Origin of the sequence: Sphaerotilus sp., assembly GCF_041083715.1 — a bacterium.
Classification (GTDB): Bacteria; Pseudomonadota; Gammaproteobacteria; order Burkholderiales; family Burkholderiaceae_C; genus Sphaerotilus.
On sequence record NZ_JBFPGY010000329.1, the window covers coordinates 1 to 19,621 of the forward strand.

Annotated in this window: 17 protein-coding genes; 13 read left to right on the forward strand and 4 right to left on the reverse strand. The window is 68.7% G+C overall.

Annotation, left to right across the window (positions count from 1 at the left end; translation table 11 throughout):
• Positions 1-12: 12 nt before the first annotated feature.
• From AB3X43_RS15340 to AB3X43_RS15365, 6 genes are all read left to right on the forward strand, one after another.
• Positions 13-126: a TyrR/PhhR family helix-turn-helix DNA-binding protein gene (locus AB3X43_RS15340; RefSeq protein ID WP_369430748.1), complete on the forward strand. Its 114-nt coding sequence runs from the start codon at positions 13-15 to the stop codon at positions 124-126.
• Between the two features lie 151 nt (positions 127-277).
• Complete coding sequence (locus AB3X43_RS15345) at positions 278-1,609, forward strand: D-amino acid dehydrogenase (RefSeq protein WP_369430733.1); 1,332 nt, start codon at positions 278-280, stop codon at positions 1,607-1,609.
• A 59-nt stretch (positions 1,610-1,668) separates the two neighbouring features.
• The gene (locus tag AB3X43_RS15350) at positions 1,669-3,207 is read left to right on the forward strand and encodes an ArnT family glycosyltransferase (RefSeq protein ID WP_369430734.1); all 1,539 of its coding nucleotides are present in this window, start codon (positions 1,669-1,671) and stop codon (positions 3,205-3,207) included.
• Between the two features lie 21 nt (positions 3,208-3,228).
• On the forward strand, positions 3,229-4,938 hold the full coding sequence (locus AB3X43_RS15355; protein WP_369430735.1) for an ABC transporter ATP-binding protein/permease: 1,710 nt from the start codon (positions 3,229-3,231) through the stop codon (positions 4,936-4,938).
• Positions 4,939-5,062: 124 nt separating this feature from the next.
• Positions 5,063-5,623, forward strand: a complete 561-nt coding sequence (locus tag AB3X43_RS15360; protein ID WP_369430736.1) for a hypothetical protein — start codon at positions 5,063-5,065, stop codon at positions 5,621-5,623.
• Between the two features lie 44 nt (positions 5,624-5,667).
• The gene (locus AB3X43_RS15365) at positions 5,668-7,227 is read left to right on the forward strand and encodes a methyl-accepting chemotaxis protein (RefSeq protein ID WP_369430737.1); all 1,560 of its coding nucleotides are present in this window, start codon (positions 5,668-5,670) and stop codon (positions 7,225-7,227) included.
• Positions 7,228-7,275: 48 nt separating this feature from the next.
• Here AB3X43_RS15365 and AB3X43_RS15370 read toward each other — a convergent pair whose 3' ends face one another.
• Positions 7,276-8,052 (reverse strand): IclR family transcriptional regulator domain-containing protein, encoded by a 777-nt coding sequence (locus tag AB3X43_RS15370; protein WP_369430738.1) that lies wholly within the window; start codon positions 8,050-8,052, stop codon positions 7,276-7,278.
• 209 nt (positions 8,053-8,261) lie between these two features.
• Here AB3X43_RS15370 and AB3X43_RS15375 point away from each other — a divergent pair, with 209 nt between their 5' ends.
• Complete coding sequence (locus AB3X43_RS15375; RefSeq protein WP_369430739.1) at positions 8,262-9,671, forward strand: MFS transporter; 1,410 nt, start codon at positions 8,262-8,264, stop codon at positions 9,669-9,671.
• Between the two features lie 31 nt (positions 9,672-9,702).
• On the forward strand, positions 9,703-11,625 hold the full coding sequence (locus AB3X43_RS15380) for a bifunctional sugar phosphate isomerase/epimerase/4-hydroxyphenylpyruvate dioxygenase family protein (protein ID WP_369430740.1): 1,923 nt from the start codon (positions 9,703-9,705) through the stop codon (positions 11,623-11,625).
• Between the two features lie 81 nt (positions 11,626-11,706).
• On the opposite strand, the gene AB3X43_RS15385 is transcribed toward AB3X43_RS15380, so the two are convergent.
• The 3 genes from AB3X43_RS15385 to lipB all read right to left on the reverse strand — a co-directional run bounded on the left by AB3X43_RS15385 (position 11,707) and on the right by lipB (position 14,826).
• On the reverse strand, positions 11,707-12,795 hold the full coding sequence (locus tag AB3X43_RS15385) for a porin (protein WP_369430741.1): 1,089 nt from the start codon (positions 12,793-12,795) through the stop codon (positions 11,707-11,709).
• Between the two features lie 269 nt (positions 12,796-13,064).
• The gene (gene lipA / locus AB3X43_RS15390) at positions 13,065-14,069 is read right to left on the reverse strand and encodes a lipoyl synthase (protein WP_369430742.1); all 1,005 of its coding nucleotides are present in this window, start codon (positions 14,067-14,069) and stop codon (positions 13,065-13,067) included.
• Between the two features lie 64 nt (positions 14,070-14,133).
• Positions 14,134-14,826 carry a lipoyl(octanoyl) transferase LipB gene (gene lipB, locus AB3X43_RS15395; protein ID WP_369430743.1) on the reverse strand — a complete coding sequence of 231 codons (693 nt, stop codon included), beginning with the start codon at positions 14,824-14,826 and terminating at the stop codon, positions 14,134-14,136.
• A 100-nt stretch (positions 14,827-14,926) separates the two neighbouring features.
• Between lipB and AB3X43_RS15400 the strand changes: the two genes are divergently transcribed.
• The 5 genes from AB3X43_RS15400 to AB3X43_RS15420 all read left to right on the forward strand — a co-directional run.
• Positions 14,927-16,480 (forward strand): DUF4331 domain-containing protein, encoded by a 1,554-nt coding sequence (locus AB3X43_RS15400; RefSeq protein WP_473965137.1) that lies wholly within the window; start codon positions 14,927-14,929, stop codon positions 16,478-16,480.
• Between the two features lie 36 nt (positions 16,481-16,516).
• A complete protein-coding gene (locus AB3X43_RS15405; protein ID WP_369430744.1) occupies positions 16,517-16,759 on the forward strand; it encodes a hypothetical protein in 243 nt (80 codons plus the stop codon).
• The gene (locus tag AB3X43_RS15410) at positions 16,756-17,982 is read left to right on the forward strand and encodes a tetratricopeptide repeat protein (RefSeq protein ID WP_369430745.1); all 1,227 of its coding nucleotides are present in this window, start codon (positions 16,756-16,758) and stop codon (positions 17,980-17,982) included. The genes AB3X43_RS15405 and AB3X43_RS15410 overlap by 4 nt, the downstream gene beginning before the upstream one ends.
• A gap of 7 nt (positions 17,983-17,989) precedes the next feature.
• Positions 17,990-19,153 carry a HupE/UreJ family protein gene (locus tag AB3X43_RS15415; protein WP_369430746.1) on the forward strand — a complete coding sequence of 388 codons (1,164 nt, stop codon included), beginning with the start codon at positions 17,990-17,992 and terminating at the stop codon, positions 19,151-19,153.
• A 65-nt stretch (positions 19,154-19,218) separates the two neighbouring features.
• Positions 19,219-19,621 (forward strand): SEL1-like repeat protein (locus AB3X43_RS15420; RefSeq protein ID WP_369430747.1); only part of this gene is annotated, 403 nt, incomplete at its 3' end.

A 19,621-nucleotide genomic window follows, 5' to 3' on the forward strand; every position in this document is an offset into this window, starting at 1 on the left:
GAGAAGGCCCTGCTGCAGCGGCTGCATGCCGACTACCCCTCGACCCGCAAGCTCGCCGAGCGGCTCCAGACCTCGCACTCGGCGATCGCGGTGCGGCTGCGCAAGTACGGCATCGGCGCGGGGTAGTTGGTGCCACGATTTCGATACGATGTATCGAAAACAATCCAAACACACCCCCTGAATCGTATTGATTCATGGACAAATCAGCCCTCTTCCCCAGGGCTCCCCCTTGGCACAGTCATTGCGCTGAACTCCGGCAACTCTGGAGAACAGCAACATGCGCGTCCTGGTCCTTGGCAGTGGGGTGATCGGCACCTCGGTGGCGTACTACCTGGCCCGATCCGGCCATGACGTGACGGTGGTCGACCGGCAACCCGGCCCCGGTCTGGAAACGAGCTACGCCAATGCAGGCGAGATCTCGCCCGGCTACTCAGCGCCCTGGGCCGGGCCGGGCGTGCCGCTGAAGGCGATCCAGTGGCTGCTGATGCAGCACAGCCCGCTGGTCATCAAGCCGCTGCTCGACCCGGCCATGTGGACGTGGTGCCTGCAGATGCTGGCCAACTGCAACGAGCGCGCCTACCGCGTCAACAAGGCGCGCATGGTCCGGCTGGCCGAGTACAGCCGCGACTGCCTGCAGGAGCTGCGCGCCGACATCGGCATCCAGTACGACGCGCGCAGCCAGGGCACGCTGCAGCTCTTCCGCACCCAGAAGCAGCTCGATGGCATCGGCAAGGACACCGAGATCCTGCGGCAGCACGGCGTGCCCTTCGAGGTGCTCGACCGTGCCGGCTACCTGCAGCACGAGCCGGCGCTGGCCGGGGTGCAGCACAAGTTCATCGGCGGCCTGCGCCTGCCGGGCGACGAGACCGGCGACTGCTTCCAGTTCACGCAGCGGCTGGCGGACGCGGCGCGGGCACTGGGCGTGCAGTTCCACTTCGGCGTGACGATCGACGGCCTGGACCACGCGGGCGACGAAGTCACCGGCGTGCGCACCAGCCTCGGCACGCTGACCGCCGACCACGTCGTGCTGGCGCTCGGCAGCTACTCGACGGCGATGCTCAAGCCGCTGGGAGTGCACATCCCCGTCTACCCGGTGAAGGGCTACTCGATCACCGTGCCGATCACGGATGCGGCCCACGCGCCCGAGTCCACGGTCATGGACGAGACGCACAAGGTCGCCGTGACGCGCCTGGGCAACCGCATCCGCGTCGGCGGCACGGCGCAGCTCTCCGGCTTCAACCTCGACCTGGACGCTGCGCGCCGCCGTACGCTGGAGTTCGTCGTCACCGACCTGTTCCCGAAGGGCGGGGACGTGGCGCGGGCCGAGTTCTGGTGCGGCCTGCGCCCGATGACACCGGACGGCACGCCGATCCTCGGCGCCACCCGGCTGCGCAACCTGTCGCTGTCCACCGGCCACGGCACGCTCGGCTGGACCATGGCCGCCGGCACCGGCCGCGTGCTGGCCGATCTGGTCAGCGGCCGCACGCCCGAGATCAGCATGGAAGGGCTGACCTTGGCGCGTCATGGCCACCGGGCAGGCGGACAGGGCGCTGGCGCAGCGTCGTGGAGGTCGACCGGGCGCCATAACCCTCAGCGCGGGCCGTGCTGAACCGAGAATGCATCGTCATCGTCGGCATGCCGCAGATAATCGGCGCCGGACTTGCCCTGATGATGACCACCGACACGATCACCCCCACCGTTTCCTCCTCCGGCCATGCCGGTGCACCGCACGCCTCCACCCCGCTGGCGACGCGACACCCAGGCTGGACGCTGGGCCTGCTGGCGCTCTGGCTGCTGCTCACCATCGGCCTGCGCCCGCTGCTGCTGCCCGACGAGGGCCGCTATTCCGAGGTCGCCCGCGAGATGCTGCACGGCGACGGGCTGGTGCCGACGCTGCTCGGGCTGCCCTTCTTCCACAAGCCACCGCTGATGTACTGGCTGGACATCGCCGGCATGCAACTGCTCGGCGTGCAGGCCTTCGCCGCCCGCGTGGCGCCCGCGCTGGGGGCGTGGCTGATGGGTGCGGCGCTGTTCCTTGACCTGCGCCGCCGCGTCGGCCCGCGCGAGGCGCTGGTCACGCTGGGGGTGATGGCGACGACGCCGTTCTTCTTCATCGGCGGCCAGTACGCCAACCACGACATGCTGGTGGCCGGGCTGATCACGGTGGCAATCCTCTGCGGCCAGCGCGCGGTGGACGATCCGGCCCGCACGAGCCTGCGCTGGCTGGTCGCCGCCTGGAGCGCGATGGCACTGGCGGTGCTGGCCAAGGGACTGATCGGTGTGGTGCTGCCGGTGCTGGTGGTCGGACCGTGGCTGCTGGCGCAGCGGCGCTGGCGGCAGTGCCTGGGGCTGATGCACCCACTGGCGGTGGGTGGCTTCCTGCTGATCGCGGCGCCGTGGTTCGTGGCGATGCAGATCCGCTACCCCGGATTCTTCGACTACTTCTTCATGGAGCAGCACGTCCGCCGCTTCGCGCAGGCCGGGTTCAACAACGTGCAGCCGGTGTGGTTCTATGTGGCCGTGCTGCCGCTGCTGACGCTGCCGTGGAGCCTGTGGCTGCCAGCGGCCTGGCGTGCGTCGCCGCAGGGCCTGCAGCGCGGCCTGGTCCTGTGGTGGCTGGTGGCCATCACCGGCTTCTTCTCGATGCCGGCGTCCAAGCTGGTCGGCTACGCCATGCCGGCGATCCCGCCACTGTGCATGCTGCTGGGGCTGGCAGTGGCACGCGGGTCGGCGTGGCGCAAGGTGATGCCGGCGGCGGCGGTGCTGTGCATCGGCATCATCGCCACGCTGGCGTGGCAGGCGCCGCATTCGCACCGCGACCTCGCAGAGACACTGGCCCGGCAGCGCCAGCCACAGGACCGCGTGGTGTTCGTCGATGGCGCCTTCTTCGACGTGCCGTTCTATGCCGGACTGGCGCAGCCGCCGATCGTGCTGTCGAACTGGAACGACCCGGACCTCGCGAAGACCGACAACTGGCGCAAGGAGCTGTACGACGCCGGGCGCTTCGATCCGCCGGCCGCCGCACGCCATCTCTGGCGCACCGACCAGGCCGCGCAGCTGCTGTGCACGCCAGGCACAGTCTGGTTCATCACCGATCGGGCCTGGCAACCGTTGCCGGCACTGGCCGGCATCGTGGAGGTGTACAAGGGACGCAACGGCGTGTTGTGGCGTGCCGTGGTCGACACCCCCCCACCGGGATGCCCCTGATCCACCCCTGAACCGCTGCGCATGCCGCCCCTCGACGAACCCGGCGCCGACCGCCATCTCTGGCAACGATTCGTCCACATCGCCGCGCCCTACTGGCAATCGGACGAGCGGGTGCGCGCCCGGTCCATGGTGGCGCTGCTGGTCGTGCTGCTGCTGGGGCAGACGGGGTTCAACGTGCTGTTCAACCAGGAGACGGGCGAGTTCACTTCGGCGCTGGCCGCGGGTGACGCCGACCGCTTCTGGGCCGCGATCCGGCGCTTCACGGGCATCCTGATCGCCGCCGTGCCGATCTATGCCTGCTACTACTTCGTGCGCGACACGCTCGGCATGCAGTGGCGGCGCTGGCTCACGGACCACCTGCTGCAGCGCTACTTCCGCTGCCGCGCCTACTACCACCTCAACGCCCAGGCCGGCATCGACAACCCCGACCAGCGCATCGCCGAGGACGTCAACAGCTTCACCGCGCAGTCGCTGTACTTCCTGATGGTGGTGCTCGGCGCGGTGATCGATCTGGTGGCCTTCACCGGCGTGCTCTGGACGATCTCGCGGCCGCTGGTGGCCTTCCTGATCGGCTACGCGCTGCTGGGCACCTGGTTCACCGGGGCGGTGTTCGGACGGCGGCTGATCGGGCTGAACTTCCGGCAGCTGCGGCGCGAGGCCGATTTCCGCTTCGGATTGGTGCGGGTGCGCGAACACGCCGAGTCGATCGCCTTCCACAGTGGCGAAGGGCAGGAGCTGGGCGGTCTGCGCCAGCGCTTCACCGACCTGCTGGAGAACTTCCGCCACGTGCTGCGCTGGCAGTTCAACCTCAACCTGTTCCAGTACGCCCACAGCTTCATCACGCTGGCGCTGCCCAGCGTGATCATCGCCGACGAGGTGCTGTCAGGCCGCATGGAGGTGGGCCGCGCGGTGCAGGCAGCGGGGGCTTTCACCGCCATCCTGGGCGCGCTGACGCTGATCGTGCAGCACTTCGAGAGCCTGAGCCGCTTCGGCGCCGGCGTGAACCGGCTCGACAGCTTCTCGCAGGCGCTCGACGACCAGACCGCCGCCAATGCCGAGCCCGGCATCGAGACCGCCGACGGCCCGCAGCTGGCGCTGGAGCAGGTCACCGTGCAGACACCCGGGCGCGAGCACACGCTGCTCCGCGAAATCACGCTCGCCATCGTGCCTGGCGAGGGTCTGCTGATCACCGGGCCGAGCGGGTGCGGCAAGAGTTCGCTGCTGCGGGTGATGGCCGGCCTGTGGCAGACCGGCGCGGGGCGGGTCGTGCGGCCAGGCCACGAGGAAATGCTCTTCCTGCCGCAGCAGCCCTACCTGTCTCCGGGCACGCTGCGCAGCCAGATGCTCTACCCGCATCCCGAGCGCGAGGTCACCGACGAGGAGCTGCGCGCCCTGCTGCACCAGGTCAACCTGCCCGATCTGGCCGACCGGGTCGGCGGGCTGGACGCCGAGCGCGACTGGGCCAAGGTGCTCTCGGTGGGTGAACAGCAGCGGCTGTCGTTCACGCGGGTGCTGCTGGCACGACCGCGTTACGTGATGCTCGACGAAGCCTCCAGCGCACTCGATGCCGCCAACGAGGAGCGGCTCTACGCGCAGCTCGCCGGCATCGGCAGCACGCCGGTCAGCATCAGCCACCGGCCGGCGATCCTGCCCTTCCACCAGCAGGTGCTGGAGCTGCCGGGCGACGGCTCGTGGCGGGTGGTACCGGCCAAGGGCTACCAGTTCGACTGACCGGCCCGGTCGGTCACAGCCTCTTTTCCGCTCTTCACCGGCCATGCCGCCGGTAAAGAGTGACGTGGAACCGCCGAAGCAGCCCAAGCGGCTGTCGCACGCACGTCAGACAAAGGAAAACGCCATGACACTCCCACCACAATGCCGCCTGCTGCACCGATGGCTCGGCGCCCTGGCCCTCACGGTCACCAGCGCACTCTCCGTGCAAGCGGGTGAACTCCCCGCCGATCTGGCGGCCAAGGCCGCTGCGGCAACCAGGCAGTTGGTCCAGTGGGCAGCAGACCCGGTGGTCATCACGGCGGTGCGCGAAGCCAACAGCCACGACGCTGGCGGCATGAACAACGGCAAATGGACCGACGTGTCCGCGACCGATCCGATCGCGAAGTCCATCACCCACAGCAAGGTGGGAATGCTGATCGCCAAGTGGGAACACGCGGACAGCACGCTGAACAAGCTCGTGCTGCGGGACCAGAAGGGAAATGCCGTCGGGGCCAGTCTCAAACCCCTGCTGTTCAACAACGCCAACCGCCCTCAGTTCGTCCATGCGATCAAGGGCCAGCCCTGGATCGCCACCGAAGTCAAGCCCGATCCCCTGACGCAGATTCCGAGCGTACAGGTGGGTGTGCCGGTGCTGGACGGCGGTACACCCATCGGTGTGCTGCATGCCGGTGTGTCCACGAAATAGCCGATCAGTCGATCTGCCAAGGCAGATCAACCAGGAAATAGTCGATGTTCAAGATCAAGATCAACAACATGAATGTGGGGAGCCGCGTGGGGTGGGGCTTTGCGGCGGTGCTGGCATTGATGCTGGCGATCAGCACCATCTCGGTGGTGACGCTGAACGCCATGCGCCATCAGCTGGCCACGGTCACCGGCGAAGACGCCGAACGTCTGCGTCTGGCCAACACGATGCGCGACCGGGCCGCCTATCTGGCCCTGGCCTTGCGTGACGTGGTCATGCAGGACGACCTCGCCTTCAAGAAGAAGGAGCTGGCGCTGATGAAGAAGGCGCGCGAGGACTATGACGCCACCGCGCTGGCACTGGCGTCCGGCGCCAGCGGGGCCGAGGTCAAGATCGCACTCGATGCGGCCGCCACCGCGCTGGACGCCATCAAGGCACCCACGGAGAAGGCACTGGACCGCTCGATGTCGGAGGATCTGCCGGGGGCGTCCGCAACGGTCCGCGAGGACGTGCGTCCGGCCCAGCTCGCCCACCTCGCCGCGATCAACCAGCTGGTGAGCGCCGTGGAAGCCTCCTCGCAGCACCGGGCAGCGGCCTCCGGAGAGCAGTCCCGACAAGCGCTCGGGTTCATCGTGGGACTGGCCGCAGCAGCGCTGGCCATGGGGGTCGGCATCTCCGGGCTGATCCAGCGCAGCATCCGCAGGCCGCTGGCCCAGGCGCTGGAACTGGCCGAAGCGGTGGCCGCCGGCGACCTGTCGCGGGACGTCGCGGTCGACTCCAGCGACGAGATCGGACGCCTGCTGCAGGCACTGCGCACAGCCACCCGCAATCTCGGCCGCATGATGCAGGACGTGCGCGGCAACGCCGAGCGTGTCTCCACCGCCAGCACCGAAATCGCCCAGGGCAACGCCAACCTCAGCCAGCGCACCGAGCAGCAGGCCGCAGCGCTTCAGCAGACCGCCGCGACCATGGAGCAACTGGGCTCCACCGTGACCAGCAATGCCGACAATGCCCAGCAGGCCAATGCGCTGGCACGCAGTGCCTCCGAGGTGGCTGTCCATGGTGGTGTGGTCGTGGGCCAGGTGGTGGACACCATGCGGGGCATCAACGAGTCTTCGCGCCGGATCTCGGACATCATCGGCACCATCGATTCGATCGCCTTCCAGACCAACATCCTGGCGCTCAACGCCGCCGTGGAAGCCGCCCGCGCCGGCGAGCAGGGCCGTGGCTTTGCGGTCGTGGCCAGCGAGGTGCGCACGCTGGCACAGCGCAGTGCCGATGCGGCCAGGGAGATCAAGGGACTGATCGGCGCGTCGGTGGAGCGTGTGGAGCGCGGCACCTCGCTGGTGGAGCAGGCGGGCGCCACCATGACCGACGTGGTGGCCTCGATCCAGCGCGTGTCGAGCATCGTCGCCGAGATCAGTGCCGCCAGCATCGAACAGAGTACCGGCGTGCGGCAGGTGGGTGAAGCCGTGGGACAGATGGACCAGGTCACGCAGCAGAACGCGGCACTGGTCGAACAAGGGGCCACTGCAGCCGAAAGCCTGAGCGACCAGGCCCGGCAACTGGTGCAGGCCGTGGCGGTCTTCAAGCTCGCCGCAGGCTGAACGGCCTGGCCCGCGGGTGAACGGCAAGGCGCTACGCGCCCTTTGCGCCTACAGGATCGCGCGCAGGGTGCCGGCGACGTCCTGCAGCGGCGGCAGCAGGCGGGTCAGGCATTGCTCCTCCGGATAGGTCTGCGCCTGGAAGGTCATGCTCAGCGCACCGACGCAGCGGCCCTTGCGGTCGGACAGCGGCACCGCCAGTCCGCACAGGCCGGGATCCATATATTGCCGAGCCCAGCCATAGCCGCGCTGGGTGGCCAGCAGGACGGCGGACCGGAATTCCGCCGGATCGGTCATGGTGGTGGGCGCGAAGCGCACGAAGCGGTGGTCAGCGAGCCAGGCGTCCAGTGCTTCGGCGCCGAAGGTCGACAGCACCGCCGGCCCCGGCGACACCACGTGCGCCGGCAACCGCGCGCCGACGTGGAAGCCGATGGAAACGATGCGCGGCGAATTGCTGCGCACGAGGTAGACCACCTCGTGCCCGTCGAGCACGCTCAGGTTGGCGGTTTCGCCGGTCTGCATCGACAGCCGCTGCAGAAAGGGCTGCACCAGCCGCGGCAGCCGCGCGGCATCCAGATAGCTCTGGCCGAGGCGCAGCACACCCGGCGTCAGCCAGTAGTGCTTGCCGTCGGTCTCGGCATAGCCGTAGTGCACGAGGCTCACCAGATAGCGCCGCGCCGCCGTGCGGGTCATGCCGGTGCGCTGGGCGGCCTCGGTCGCGGTCATGCGCGGCCAGTCGTCGGAGAAGGCCTCGATCATCCGCAGGCCCTTGCCCAGGCCTTCGATGAGCAGGGAGCGGTCGAATTCGGGTCGGGCACGGCTGGACATGGACTTAGTACAAACCACTAGTACGGATGATCACCGATTGTCCGCGATCGGTGATCGATCGCAAACCAGCCCACATGTCTGGATCTGCGCAAAGGTGCCGCCTACAGTCGGCGGACCTGTTGAGCATGCCGCTCATCCACACCCCGCGGTCCCGAAACACACGCCGGCCGCTCCTTCGCATCACCCAGCTTCCAGGCGGATCTCCGACCATGTCCCTCTCCACCGAACACGAGCCCGACGGCGAACACCAGACCAGGAAGGCCACCGCCAGTGGCTGGATCGGCTCGGCCCTCGAGTACTACGACTTCTTCATCTACGCCACGGCGGCGTCGCTGATCTTCCCGCAGATCTTCTTCCCCAAGGGCGACCCCAAGGCGGCCATCATCGCCTCGCTGGCGACCTACGGTGTGGGCTATGTGGCCCGCCCGATCGGTGCCTTCTTCCTGGGCCACTGGGGCGACACGCACGGCCGCAAGAACGTGCTGATCATCTGCATGTTCCTGATGGGCTTCTCGACCGTCGCCGTGGGCCTGCTGCCGACCTACGACCAGGTCGGTCTGCTGGCACCGGCGCTGCTGGTGCTGCTGCGCCTGATCCAGGGCTTCGCGGTGGCCGGTGAAATCTCCGGCGCCAGCTCGATGATCCTGGAGCACGCGCCGTTCGGTCGACGCGGCTTCTTCTCCAGCTTCGCGCTGCAGGGCGTGCAGGCCGGGCAGATCCTGGCGGCGGCGGTGTTCCTGCCACTGGCGCACTACATGGAACCCGACGCCTTCAACCGCTGGGGCTGGCGCATCCCGTTCCTGCTGAGCTTCATCGTCATCGTGGCGGGCTACGTCATCCGCCGTCAGGTGCACGAGACCCCGGCCTTCGCCGAGGAAGGCGCCAGGCACGCCGTGCCCAAGGCCCCGGTGGTGCAGGCGGTCACCGAAAGCTGGCGTGACATGCTGCGCGTCATCTGCATGGCGCTGATGAACGTGATCCCGGTGGTGACCTCGATCTTCGGCGCCGCCTACGCGGTGCAGCCGGGCTATGGCATCGGCTTCAGCAAGGACGTCTACCTGTGGATTCCGGTGCTGGGCAACATCGTCGCGGTCGTGGTGATTCCGTTCGTCGGCAATCTGTCGGACAAGATCGGCCGCCGTCCGCCGATCATCTTCGGCGCACTCGCGTCGGGCCTGCTGTCGTTCGGCTACCTGTACGCCATCAGCATCCACAGCGTGCCACTGGCCATCGCCATGTCGCTGCTGATGTGGGGCGTGGTCTACCAGGGCTACAACGCGGTGTTCCCGAGCTTCTACCCGGAGCTGTTCCCGACCCGCACCCGCGTCTCGGCGATGGCCATCTCGCAGAACCTGGGCACGCTGGTCACCGCCATGCTGCCGGCACTGTTCGCCACCGTGGCACCTCCCGGGGCCGAGAACATTCCGCTGATCGTCGGTGCGATCACGCTGGCGGCCACCGTGCTGGCGGCGCTGGCGGCCTTCACGGCCCGTGAAACCTACCGTGTCCACATGAACGACCTGGGCAACCCCGATGCGGTGCCGGTCAAGAAAGCCGACTACGACCGCATGCGCGGCCAGTCCGTGGCGAACTCGCAGTCGTTCAAGTCCTTCACCTGATCCAGCTTCTCCGCCCTGCCCGAGACCTGCCATGCGCCGATCGATCGCCACCGTTTCCCTGTCCGGCATGCTGCGCGAAAAGCTGCAGGCCATTGCCGCCGCCCGTTTCGATGGCGTCGAGATCTTCGAGAACGACCTGCTGCAGTTCTCGGGCAAGCCGCAGGAGGTGCGCGCCATCGCGGCCGATCTGGGGCTGGCGATCGACATGTTCCAGCCCTTCCGGGACTTCGACGGCAGCACGCCGGCCCAGGTCGCACGCAGTCTGGTGCGGGTGGAGCGCAAGTTCGACCTGATGGAGGCGCTGGGCACCGACCTGCTGCTGGTGTGCTCCAGCGTGCAGCCGGACGCGCTCGGCGACACCGACGCGCTGGCGGAGCAGTTCGCGCAGCTCGCCGAGGCCGCCGGCCGCCGCGGCATGCGCATCGCCTACGAGGCGCTGGCCTGGGGCAGCCAGGTCAAGCTGTTCTCGCAGGCCTGGGACGTGGTCAGCAAGGTCAACCACCCGGCACTCGGCCTGGCGCTCGACAGCTTCCACACCCTCTCGCTGCGCGACGACCCGGCGCCGATCGCCCGACTGCCTGGTGACCGCATCTTCTACGTGCAACTCGCCGACGCGCCGTGGGTCAACACCGACGTGCTCACGCACAGCCGCCATTACCGCTGCTTCCCCGGTCAGGGCGAGATGGACGTGACCGGCTTCGTGGGCGCAATCCTGGACGCGGGCTACACCGGCACGATCTCGCTGGAGATCTTCAACGACGAGTTCCGCTCGGCACCGGCGCGCGCCAACGCGGTGGACGCGATGCGCTCGCTGCTTTGGCTGGAAGAGCAGGTGCGCCTGCGTCGACCGGCCGAGCCGGCGCCGCTGGTACCGCTGTTCGACGCGCCGCTGCCACCCAGGCTCGCGGGCTGGGCCTTCATCGAGTTCGCAGTGGACACCGACGCCGCCACCCGGCTGGCGGCGCTGCTGGGCAGCCTCGGTTTCAGCCGCATCGGGCGCCACCGCTCGAAGGATGTCGAGCTGTTCGGACTGGGCGAGGTGCGCATCGTGCTCAACCGCGAACAGGAATGTTTCTCGCGCAGCTATTTCGACCTGCACGGCACCTCGGCCTGCGCCACGGCGCTCACCACCGCCGACCCGCAGGCCGCGCTGGCCCGTGCCGAGGCGCTGGGCTGCACGCGCGTGACCGGCCGCATCGGCCAGGGCGAGCTGGACATCCCGGCCGTGCAGGCGCCCGACGGCAGCCTGCTGTACTTCTGCCCACCCGCCGACGGCACCACCGGCCAGCACGCCTTCGAGGCCGACTTCGTGATGGACGCCGGGGCGCTGTGCGCACTCGCCGCCCACACTCCCACGAACCCGGCACGCATCGACCATCTGGTGCAGGCCGTGCCCGGCGGCCAGATCGACCCGTGGGTGCTGTTCCAGCGCGCCGTGCTGGGCCTGCAGCCGCAGCGCAGCACGGTGCTGCACGACCCGTTCGGCATCCTCCGCAGCCGTGAGATCGAATCGGCCGACAAGGCCATCCGCACCTCGCTGATCGTCTCGGAGCGCGAGAACACGGCCATCTCACGCTCGGTGGCGCGTTTTGGTGGAGCGGGCGTTCAGCAGATCGCCATCTCGGTGAACGATCTTGTCGCCACGATGACCGCCCTGCGTGCGCAAGGTGCGCCGCTGCTGCCCGTGCCGGACAACTACCACGACGATCTGGATGCCAAGTACGCGCTGGCACCGGACTTCCTGGCCGCGCTGCGCACGGCGGGCGTGTTCTACGAGCGCGACGCACAGGGTGGCGAATTTCTGCACGCCTATGCCGCACCGTTCGACGACCGCTTCGAGTTCGAGTTCGTCGAGCGCCGCGGCGGCTACGACTTGTACGGCTCGACCAACTCGCCGATGCGGCTGGCCGCGCTGGCAGAGTGGCGGTCCCTGCACACGCAGGCCGGCCGCTGAACGCAAAAAAGGGGCGTCACACTCGACGCCCCCAAAGTTACTACCTAGGAATCAAATCAATCGGTTCGAACCGTGCTGGGCTCAGAACGCCGTGCGCAGGCCGGCCTGGATCACGCGGTTCTGGCTGATGTAGTCCTTCAGGTCACCCGTCGCCTGGCTGGCGCTGGTGTACAGGAAGGTGTTCTTCGACAGGCCGTAGCGCGCGCCGACCGCGAACTTGCCCAGCGTCGCGCTGGTGCCGGTGGCGGACTGGAACTTGACCGAGGTGTAGTTGGTGCCCAGCAGGAAGTTGCCCACCGGCACTTCCACGCCGACGGTGTAGTCGTCGGTCCGGGTGGCAGCAAAGGTCGTGGCCGTGGTCACCGTCAGGTTCGAGACACCGGCTGCAGCGCCGTTGCCGCTGTTCAGCGCCAGATCGCGGTTGCGCTGCAGGCCAGCCAGCAGCTTGAAGGCACCGAAGTTGTAGTTCGCGCCCACGGTCAGCGACTTGTTGGTGTCGTCACCGGTCGTGCGCGACTTGTTCCACTCGTACGACGCAGCCACTGCAACCGGGCCGCCGGCGTAGGACAGCTTCACGCCATGGAAGCGGTCCATCGTGCCGCTTTCTTCCGGTGCGACCTGCGCCGCCAGTTGTGCACCGCCGAAGCTGGGCGACTGGTACTGGATGACGTTGTCGGCGCGCGGCACGTTCAGCCACATCGGCAGGGCCTTGCCCATGTTGGTCACGCCGGTGCCCGGGTTCAGGGTCAGGGCGTTGCCGAAGGGGTTGGACGCGCCCATGACGGAGTCGCTCAGCACGTACTGGCGACCCAGCCGCAGTTCGCCCACAGTCGCCGAATTCAGCGACAGGAAGGCCTGGCGACCGAACGAGCGACCGCCTTGGCCCGCCGTACCCGTGTCGGCCAGCAGACCGCCTTCGAGCACCACGCCAGCCTTCAGGCCGCTGCCGAGGTCTTCGGACACCCGGATGCCCCAGCGCGAACCGTTCAGACCATTGACCGTGCCGTCGTTCATGTCGATCTGGCTGGTACCACCGGCCTTCGAGCCGGCCGTGGTGCGGGTCATGTTCAGGTCGACCAGACCGTACAGGGTCACGGTCGACTGGGCGTGGGCGGCGCCACAGGCGGCGAGTGCGAGCAGCGTGAGGCCGAGGTGCTTGGGCAGATGCATGTCGATGTCCTGGAAGGAAGGAGGAGGGAGATGTGGCGAATCGGCGTCGAGCCGGTGCGCCAGATTAGGTCGCCCCCTCCGGAGTGACAACGGCAAACACCACCGTTTGCGCGACTATCGCGCACACACATCGATCATCGATCGTTTTGCGGGTTAATCCGAGGTGAAGCTTGTGGTGATTACGCTGCGAATCCCGGCCATGGGCGTCAACCCATGACGTCCCGCGGCCCCAGGTGCACACCTGGTCGCCACGGGATGGCGAGCGAGGCTCAGACCGCGTCGCCGGCCCCTACCCCGGCGTGCGCGGCCTGCTGGTCGGCGTGGTACGAACTGCGCACCATGGCCCCGACGGCGGCGTGCGAGAACCCCATCTTGTACGCCTCGGCCTCGAACATCTTGAACGTGTCCGGGTGCACATACCGCCGCACCGGCAGGTGGTGCCCCGACGGCGCGAGGTACTGCCCGATGGTCAGCATGTCGATGTCGTGCGCGCGCATGTCGCGCATGATCTCCAGGATCTCCTCGTCGGTCTCGCCCAGGCCGACCATCACGCCGCTCTTGGTCGGCACGCCCGGGTGCAGTGCCTTGAACTTCTTCAGCAGGTTCAGGCTGAACTGGTAGTCCGAGCCCGGACGCGCTTCCTTGTACAGACGCTGCGTGGTTTCCAGGTTGTGGTTCATCACGTCCGGTGGCGCGGCCTTCAGGATCTCCAGCGCGCGGTCGTCGCGGCCGCGGAAGTCCGGCACCAGGATCTCGATCTGCGTCTGCGGCGACTGTTCGCGGATCTGGCGGATGCACTCGACGAAGTGGCCCGCACCGCCATCGCGCAGGTCGTCGCGGTCCACGCTGGTGATGACCACGTACTTCAGCTTCAGCGCCGCGATCGTCTTCGCCAGATTGGCCGGCTCGTTGGGGTCGAGCGGATCGGGGCGGCCGTGGCCCACGTCGCAGAAGGGGCAGCGCCGGGTGCACTTGTCGCCCATGATCATGAAGGTGGCCGTGCCCTTGCCGAAGCACTCGCCGATGTTCGGGCAGCTCGCCTCCTCGCAGACCGTGTGCAGCTGGTGCTCGCGCAGGATCTCCTTGATCTCGTAGAAGCGCGTGGTCGGCGAGCCGGCCTTGACGCGGATCCAGTCCGGCTTCTTCAGCGTCTCGGCCGGTACGATCTTGATCGGAATGCGCGAGGTCTTGGCCTGCGACTTCTGCTTGGCGGTGGCGTCGTAGGCGGGCGCGGTGGCCGGCGTGGCGGGGGAGTTCTGCGGATCTTGGGACATGGGGGCCTCGCGGCGGGGCGGATCGACGGGAAGGAAGAAAGCGCGATCGGACGGATCAGGCGGGTCAGGCGCTCAGCAGCCGGGTGAGGTGGGTGCCCAGGCGCGCAGCCACGTCGCCGAGGTCGGCATGGACGCCGAGTGTAGCCAAGTCCACCGTCTGCAGACCTGCGTAGCCGCAAGGGTTGATGCGGCCGTAGGGCGAGAGGTCCATCGCCACGTTGAGCGCCACGCCGTGGTAGGTGCGGTGGTTGGCAATCTTGATGCCCAGCGCCGAGACCTTGCCCAGTCCGCGGAACGGATCGCGCGGATCGGCCGGCCCGCGCAGCGCGCCATGCGCGAACGGATCGTCCAGCCGCACATAGATGCCCGGTGCACCGAGGACCCGGTGGCCGGTGATGCCGAGGTCCGCCAGCGTGCGGATCACGGCCTCCTCGATGCGGTAGACGTATTCCTTGACGTAGATGCCCTGGCGCTTGAGATCGATCAGCGGGTAGGCCACCACCTGCCCGGGGCCGTGGTAGGTGACCTGTCCGCCACGGTTGGTCTGCACGATCGGCACCCCCTCGGGCGCGAAGACATGCTCGGGCTTGCCGGCGATGCCCTGGGTGTAGACCGGGTCGTGCTCGCACAGCCACAGCTCGTCGGGCGTGTCGGGCGTGCGGGCGTCGGTGAAGGCGCGCATCGCGGCGTAGGTCGGCTCGTAGGGCACGCGGCCGAGGACACGCAGCAGCGGCGAGGCGGGGGCGTCAGAGGTCATGCATGAATTTTCACACTGCCGAGGACGGATCGCTGCATCCGATCGGCGATGGCACGCGTAAGGAGATCTGCACCCCCACCGATCCACCAGGAGTTTCACCATGGCCCTCGCCTCCCGCACTGCCCGTCCCCGCCTCACCACCCTGGCCATCGCCGCTGCGATGACGCTGGCCACCGGCCTGAGCCTGGCGTCCAGCCACCGCGAAGCGCCGTTCATCACGACGTCACCCAAGGTGGACGCGTCCGACTTCTACATGTTCCGCAGCTACGAGACCGGCCGCAGCGACTACGTGACGCTGATCGCCAACTACCAGCCGCTGCAGGATGCCTACGGCGGCCCGAACTACTTCTCGATGGACCCGAACGCGCTGTACGAGATCCACGTCGACAACAACGGCGACGCGGTCGAGGACATCAGCTTCCAGTTCCGCTTCAAGAACACCCTGGCCGGCAACGGCGCCGGCGTGAACCTGCCGGTCGGCGAGAAGATGGTCAACATCCCGCTGATCCAGGCCGGCCAGGTCGCCAGCGTCAAGGACGCCAGCCTGCAGCTCGCCGAGACCTACACCGTCGAAGTCAAGCGCGGTGATCGCCGCAAGGGAACGGGCGGCGCCATCACCAACGCCAGCAACGGCAGCGCCACCTTCGACAAGCCGGTGGACAACATCGGCACCAAGACCATCCCGGACTACGCCGGTTACGCCGCCAAGCACATCAACACCGTCAACATCCCCGGCTGCAGCCAGCCCGGTCGCCTCTTCGTCGGCCAGCGCCAGGATCCGTTCGCGGTCAACCTCGGCCCGATTTTCGACCTGGTCAACGCGCCGCTCGCCGTCATCACCAATCCGGCCCTGATCGGTGCGGTCCCGAACCCGCTGGCCGACAAGAATGTCACCACGCTGGCACTCGAAATCCACAAGAGCTGCCTGACCGCCGGCAACGAAACGGTGATCGGCGGCTGGACCACGGCCAGCCTGCGCCAGGCCCGCCTGCTCGACGGCAAGCCGGGCTCGGGCCACCAGGCGAGCGAGAAGGCCGGTGGCGCGTGGACGCAGGTGTCGCGCCTGGGCATGCCGCTGGTCAACGAGGTGGTGATCGGCCTGAAGGACAAGGACAAGTTCAACGCCTCCAAGCCGAAGGACGACGGCCAGTTCGCCGACTACGTGACCAACCCGACACTGCCCAAGCTGCTGGAGATCGCGCTGAACATCCCCGGTACCGCACCGACCAACTACCCGCGCACGGACCTCGTCACCACCTTCCTGACCGGCATCAAGGGCGTGAACCAGCCGGCCAACGTGGTCGCCTCGGAAATGCTGCGCCTGAACACGGCCATCCCGCCGGTGGCGTTCGCGCAGCAGAACCGCCTGGGCATCGTCGGCAACGTGCTGGCCGGTGGCAGCGACAACGCGGGCTACCCGAACGGTCGCCGCCCGAAGGACGACGTGGTGGACATCTCGCTGGTGGCGGTGATGGGCGGTCTGTGCATGGCCAACGGCAACACCAACGCCTTCGGCTTCGGTGCGGCGTGCAAGCCGTCCGCGGTGCCGCTGGGCGCGACGGCGTTCAAGCTGCATGACGCGGTGGACCAGGCGGTGGTGCCCCTGCTGGCTGGCTTCCCCTACCTGAACACGCCCGTCGGCGGCACGAAGTGAACCGCCCCGTCCACAGGGCCTACCAGGAGTGATGCCATGAGAACCCTTGCCCTTGTCCCTCTGCTGCTGGCCGGCGCGCTGCTGAGCGCCTGCGGCGGTGGCAGCGATGACACGTCGACGACCGCGGTGAGCAACGAAGTGCCCGCCACGGCCACGGCCAGCATCGCCGCCTTCGCCAGCTACGCCGGTGCACTCGACGCCAGCGACGCCGCCGAACCGCTGGACGTGTCCAGCGTCACGCCGCCGACCAGCGACACCGACGAGCCGGTGACGCTGTGAACGGGCCGCTCGCCCGCACCGTCGTGGTGGCGCTGATCGCCATCGGCCTGGGTGGGCCGAGCGGTGCCACCCCGCACACCCCCACGGACGACCAGACCGTGGTCGCCACTCTGCCCGGCACGACGGCCGCCCGCCGACAGGCACGGCAGCTGGCACGCCAGGTCCATGATCTGGGGACCTCGCCGGCCGCCTTGCCGGCGGCGCTGCAACTGGCCCGCGCCGCCATCGACCGCTTCCGCCGCGATGGCGACCCCCGCGAGATCGGCGTAGCCCGCGCCGCACTGGCACCGTGGTGGACCCAGACTGCGCCGCCACCGGCGGTGCGCATGCTGCGGGCCTCGATCCTCCAGACCCAGCATGATTTCAGCCCCGCGCTGACCGACCTGGACGCCCTGATCGCCGCACCCCAGGCTCCGCTGGCGCTGCAGGCCCAGGCCGAACTGACCCGCCTGGCGCTGCTGCAGGCGCAGGGCCGGCTCGAAGACGCCCGCCTGGGCTGTGAACGGCTGGGCAGTGCCCGCTACGCCGCCCTCGGTGACAGCGTGCAGCTGCCGGCGGCGGTCTGCGCCGCCGAACTGGCCAGCCTGATGGGCGATGAGAACCGTGGCGCCCGCGAACTCGCGGCGCTGGCCGCCCGGGTCACGCCGCAGTCCGACCCCGGTACCGCCGCCTGGCTGGCGCTGGTACAAGGTGAACTGGCCGAGCGGCGCGGCGATCCGGCGGCGCTCGGCCAGTTCGAACGCGCCTTGACGCTGCAACCCGAGGCCTACACCCGGGCCGCGCTGGCCGACTGGCTGCTGGACCACCAGCGCCACGCCGAGGTGCTGCGCCTGTCCGACCTGCCGCTGGAAGACCTGCCGGACAGCCTGCTGCTGCGCCGCGCGATCGCGCTGAAGCGGCTCGGCGACCCGCGCGCCGCGGCGGCCGCCGACCTGCTCGGCCTGCGCCTGGACGCCACGCGGGAGCGCGGCGACACGACCCACCAGCGCGAGCAGGCACGCTACCTGCTATCGCTGCGCGACCAGCCGCAGACCGCATTGCCACTGGCACTCGCCAACTGGGCCGTGCAGAAAGAACCCGCCGACGCCCGCCTGCTGCTCGAATGTGCCAACGCCGCCGGCCAGCCGCAGGCGGCGCAGGACGTGCTGCGCCACCTGCGCGTCTACCATCAGCGCGACGCGCGGCTGACTGCGGCACGGCTTCCCTCTGCTCCTACCCACTGACCTCGCCATGACGATCCACCGCCTCGTTTCCTGGCTGCTCGCACTGGCCGCCCTGTCGATCGGCCCGGCCGCACTGGCCCACAAGCCGAGCGATGCCTACCTGACCCTGCAGGTCGACGGCACGCAGATCGAGCAGCGGCTGGATGTCCACCTGCGCGACCTGGACCGCGAACTGGTGCTGGACCGCAACGACGATGGCCGCCTGCAGTGGGCCGAAGTGCACACACGCTGGGCAGAGCTGCAGCGCTACACCACCGAGCGGGTGCATCTGAGCGTGGCCGGCCAGCCCTGCACATCGGTCGCCACCGGCCAGCCACAGCTGGACGACCACACCGACGGTGCCTACGCCGTGCTGCGCCGACGCTGGACGTGCCCGGCCGGTGCGCAGGTCCTGGCCATCGACTACCGGCTCTTCGCCGAGACGGACGCCAGCCACCGCGGCCTGCTGCGCCTGAGCCATGGCGCCGGCGCGCCGCAGACCGCCGTGCTCGTCCCCGGCAGCCCACTGCCCACCACCGTCTCCCTCATGGCCACGGCCACCGGAAACGCCCCGAGCGGCTTCGGCGGCTTTGTCGCCGAGGGCATCCACCACATCCTGATCGGCACCGACCATGTGCTGTTCCTGCTGGCGCTGCTGCTGCCCGCGGTGCTGGTCAGCAAAGCCAGCGGCTGGCGCGAGGCCGCGACACAGTGGCGCCCGATGCTGACCGAGGTGCTGAAAATCGTCACCGCCTTCACGGTCGCGCACTCGGTGACGCTGGCGCTGGCCGTGCTGGACATCGTCGATCCGCCGTCGCGCTGGGTCGAATCGCTGATCGCCGTCTCGGTGGTCTTCACCGCCATCAACAACCTGCGGCCGATGCTCGCCCCGCAACACCGCTGGCGGCTGACGCTGGTGTTCGGGCTGGTGCACGGCTTCGGGTTCGCCGGCGCGCTGAAGGATCTGGGGTTGGGTGGTGGCTCGCTGGCGGCATCGCTGCTGGGCTTCAACCTCGGGGTCGAGCTGGGGCAGCTGTCGCTGGTGGCGCTGTTCCTGCCGCTGGCCTGGTGGGCACGCAGCACACGTTTCTACCAGCGCGGCGTGCTGATCGGTGGCTCCTCGGCGGTGGCACTGATCGCGGCAGCCTGGGTCGTCGAGCGGGTGTTCGACTTGAAGCTGCTAGGGTCTTGATGCCTGGTGCTGACAGCCACACCGGGCTGCGGTACGGTCGATGGTGCCCTGCTGGAGGTCTGCCCATGTCCTTGCCCCCGAATCCGCGTCTGCGCACATTGTCCCGTCCTGCGCTGCGTCTCGGCGCGCTGTTCAGCCTGCTGCTGGCCCTGTCGGGGCCGGCCCTCTCGGTCACGCCGGTCCAGCAGCAGCAGCTGGAACGGGCGCTGGCTGACCATGAACAGGGCCACTTCCGGCAGGCACGTGCCGCCTTCGAGCAGCTCGCCCGCGCGGGCGTGCCCGCCGCCCACCACAACCTCGCGGTGATGCACCTGCAGCAGGAGCTGCCCGACGCGCGAATTTCAGCCGCACTGCGCCATCTGCAGGCCGCCGCCGCCGCCGGTTTTGTCACCTCGCAGGTCGCGCTGGCCGAGTTCCACGAGTCCGGACGCTACGCGCCGATCGACCTGCCCCGCGCGATGGCGTGGT

Coding starts and splice junctions, on each gene's coding strand:
- AB3X43_RS15415 (WP_369430746.1), top strand. CDS start 17,990: ATGACGATCCACCGCCTCGTTTCCTGGCTGCTCGCACTGGCCGCCCTG.
- AB3X43_RS15400 (WP_473965137.1), top strand. CDS start 14,927: ATGGCCCTCGCCTCCCGCACTGCCCGTCCCCGCCTCACCACCCTGGCC.
- AB3X43_RS15375 (WP_369430739.1), top strand. CDS start 8,262: ATGTCCCTCTCCACCGAACACGAGCCCGACGGCGAACACCAGACCAGG.
- AB3X43_RS15365 (WP_369430737.1), top strand. CDS start 5,668: ATGTTCAAGATCAAGATCAACAACATGAATGTGGGGAGCCGCGTGGGG.
- lipA (WP_369430742.1), bottom strand. CDS start 14,069: ATGTCCCAAGATCCGCAGAACTCCCCCGCCACGCCGGCCACCGCGCCC.
- AB3X43_RS15360 (WP_369430736.1), top strand. CDS start 5,063: ATGACACTCCCACCACAATGCCGCCTGCTGCACCGATGGCTCGGCGCC.
- AB3X43_RS15385 (WP_369430741.1), bottom strand. CDS start 12,795: ATGCATCTGCCCAAGCACCTCGGCCTCACGCTGCTCGCACTCGCCGCC.
- lipB (WP_369430743.1), bottom strand. CDS start 14,826: ATGACCTCTGACGCCCCCGCCTCGCCGCTGCTGCGTGTCCTCGGCCGC.
- AB3X43_RS15370 (WP_369430738.1), bottom strand. CDS start 8,052: ATGTCCAGCCGTGCCCGACCCGAATTCGACCGCTCCCTGCTCATCGAA.
- AB3X43_RS15345 (WP_369430733.1), top strand. CDS start 278: ATGCGCGTCCTGGTCCTTGGCAGTGGGGTGATCGGCACCTCGGTGGCG.
- AB3X43_RS15355 (WP_369430735.1), top strand. CDS start 3,229: ATGCCGCCCCTCGACGAACCCGGCGCCGACCGCCATCTCTGGCAACGA.
- AB3X43_RS15380 (WP_369430740.1), top strand. CDS start 9,703: ATGCGCCGATCGATCGCCACCGTTTCCCTGTCCGGCATGCTGCGCGAA.
- AB3X43_RS15405 (WP_369430744.1), top strand. CDS start 16,517: ATGAGAACCCTTGCCCTTGTCCCTCTGCTGCTGGCCGGCGCGCTGCTG.
- AB3X43_RS15350 (WP_369430734.1), top strand. CDS start 1,669: ATGATGACCACCGACACGATCACCCCCACCGTTTCCTCCTCCGGCCAT.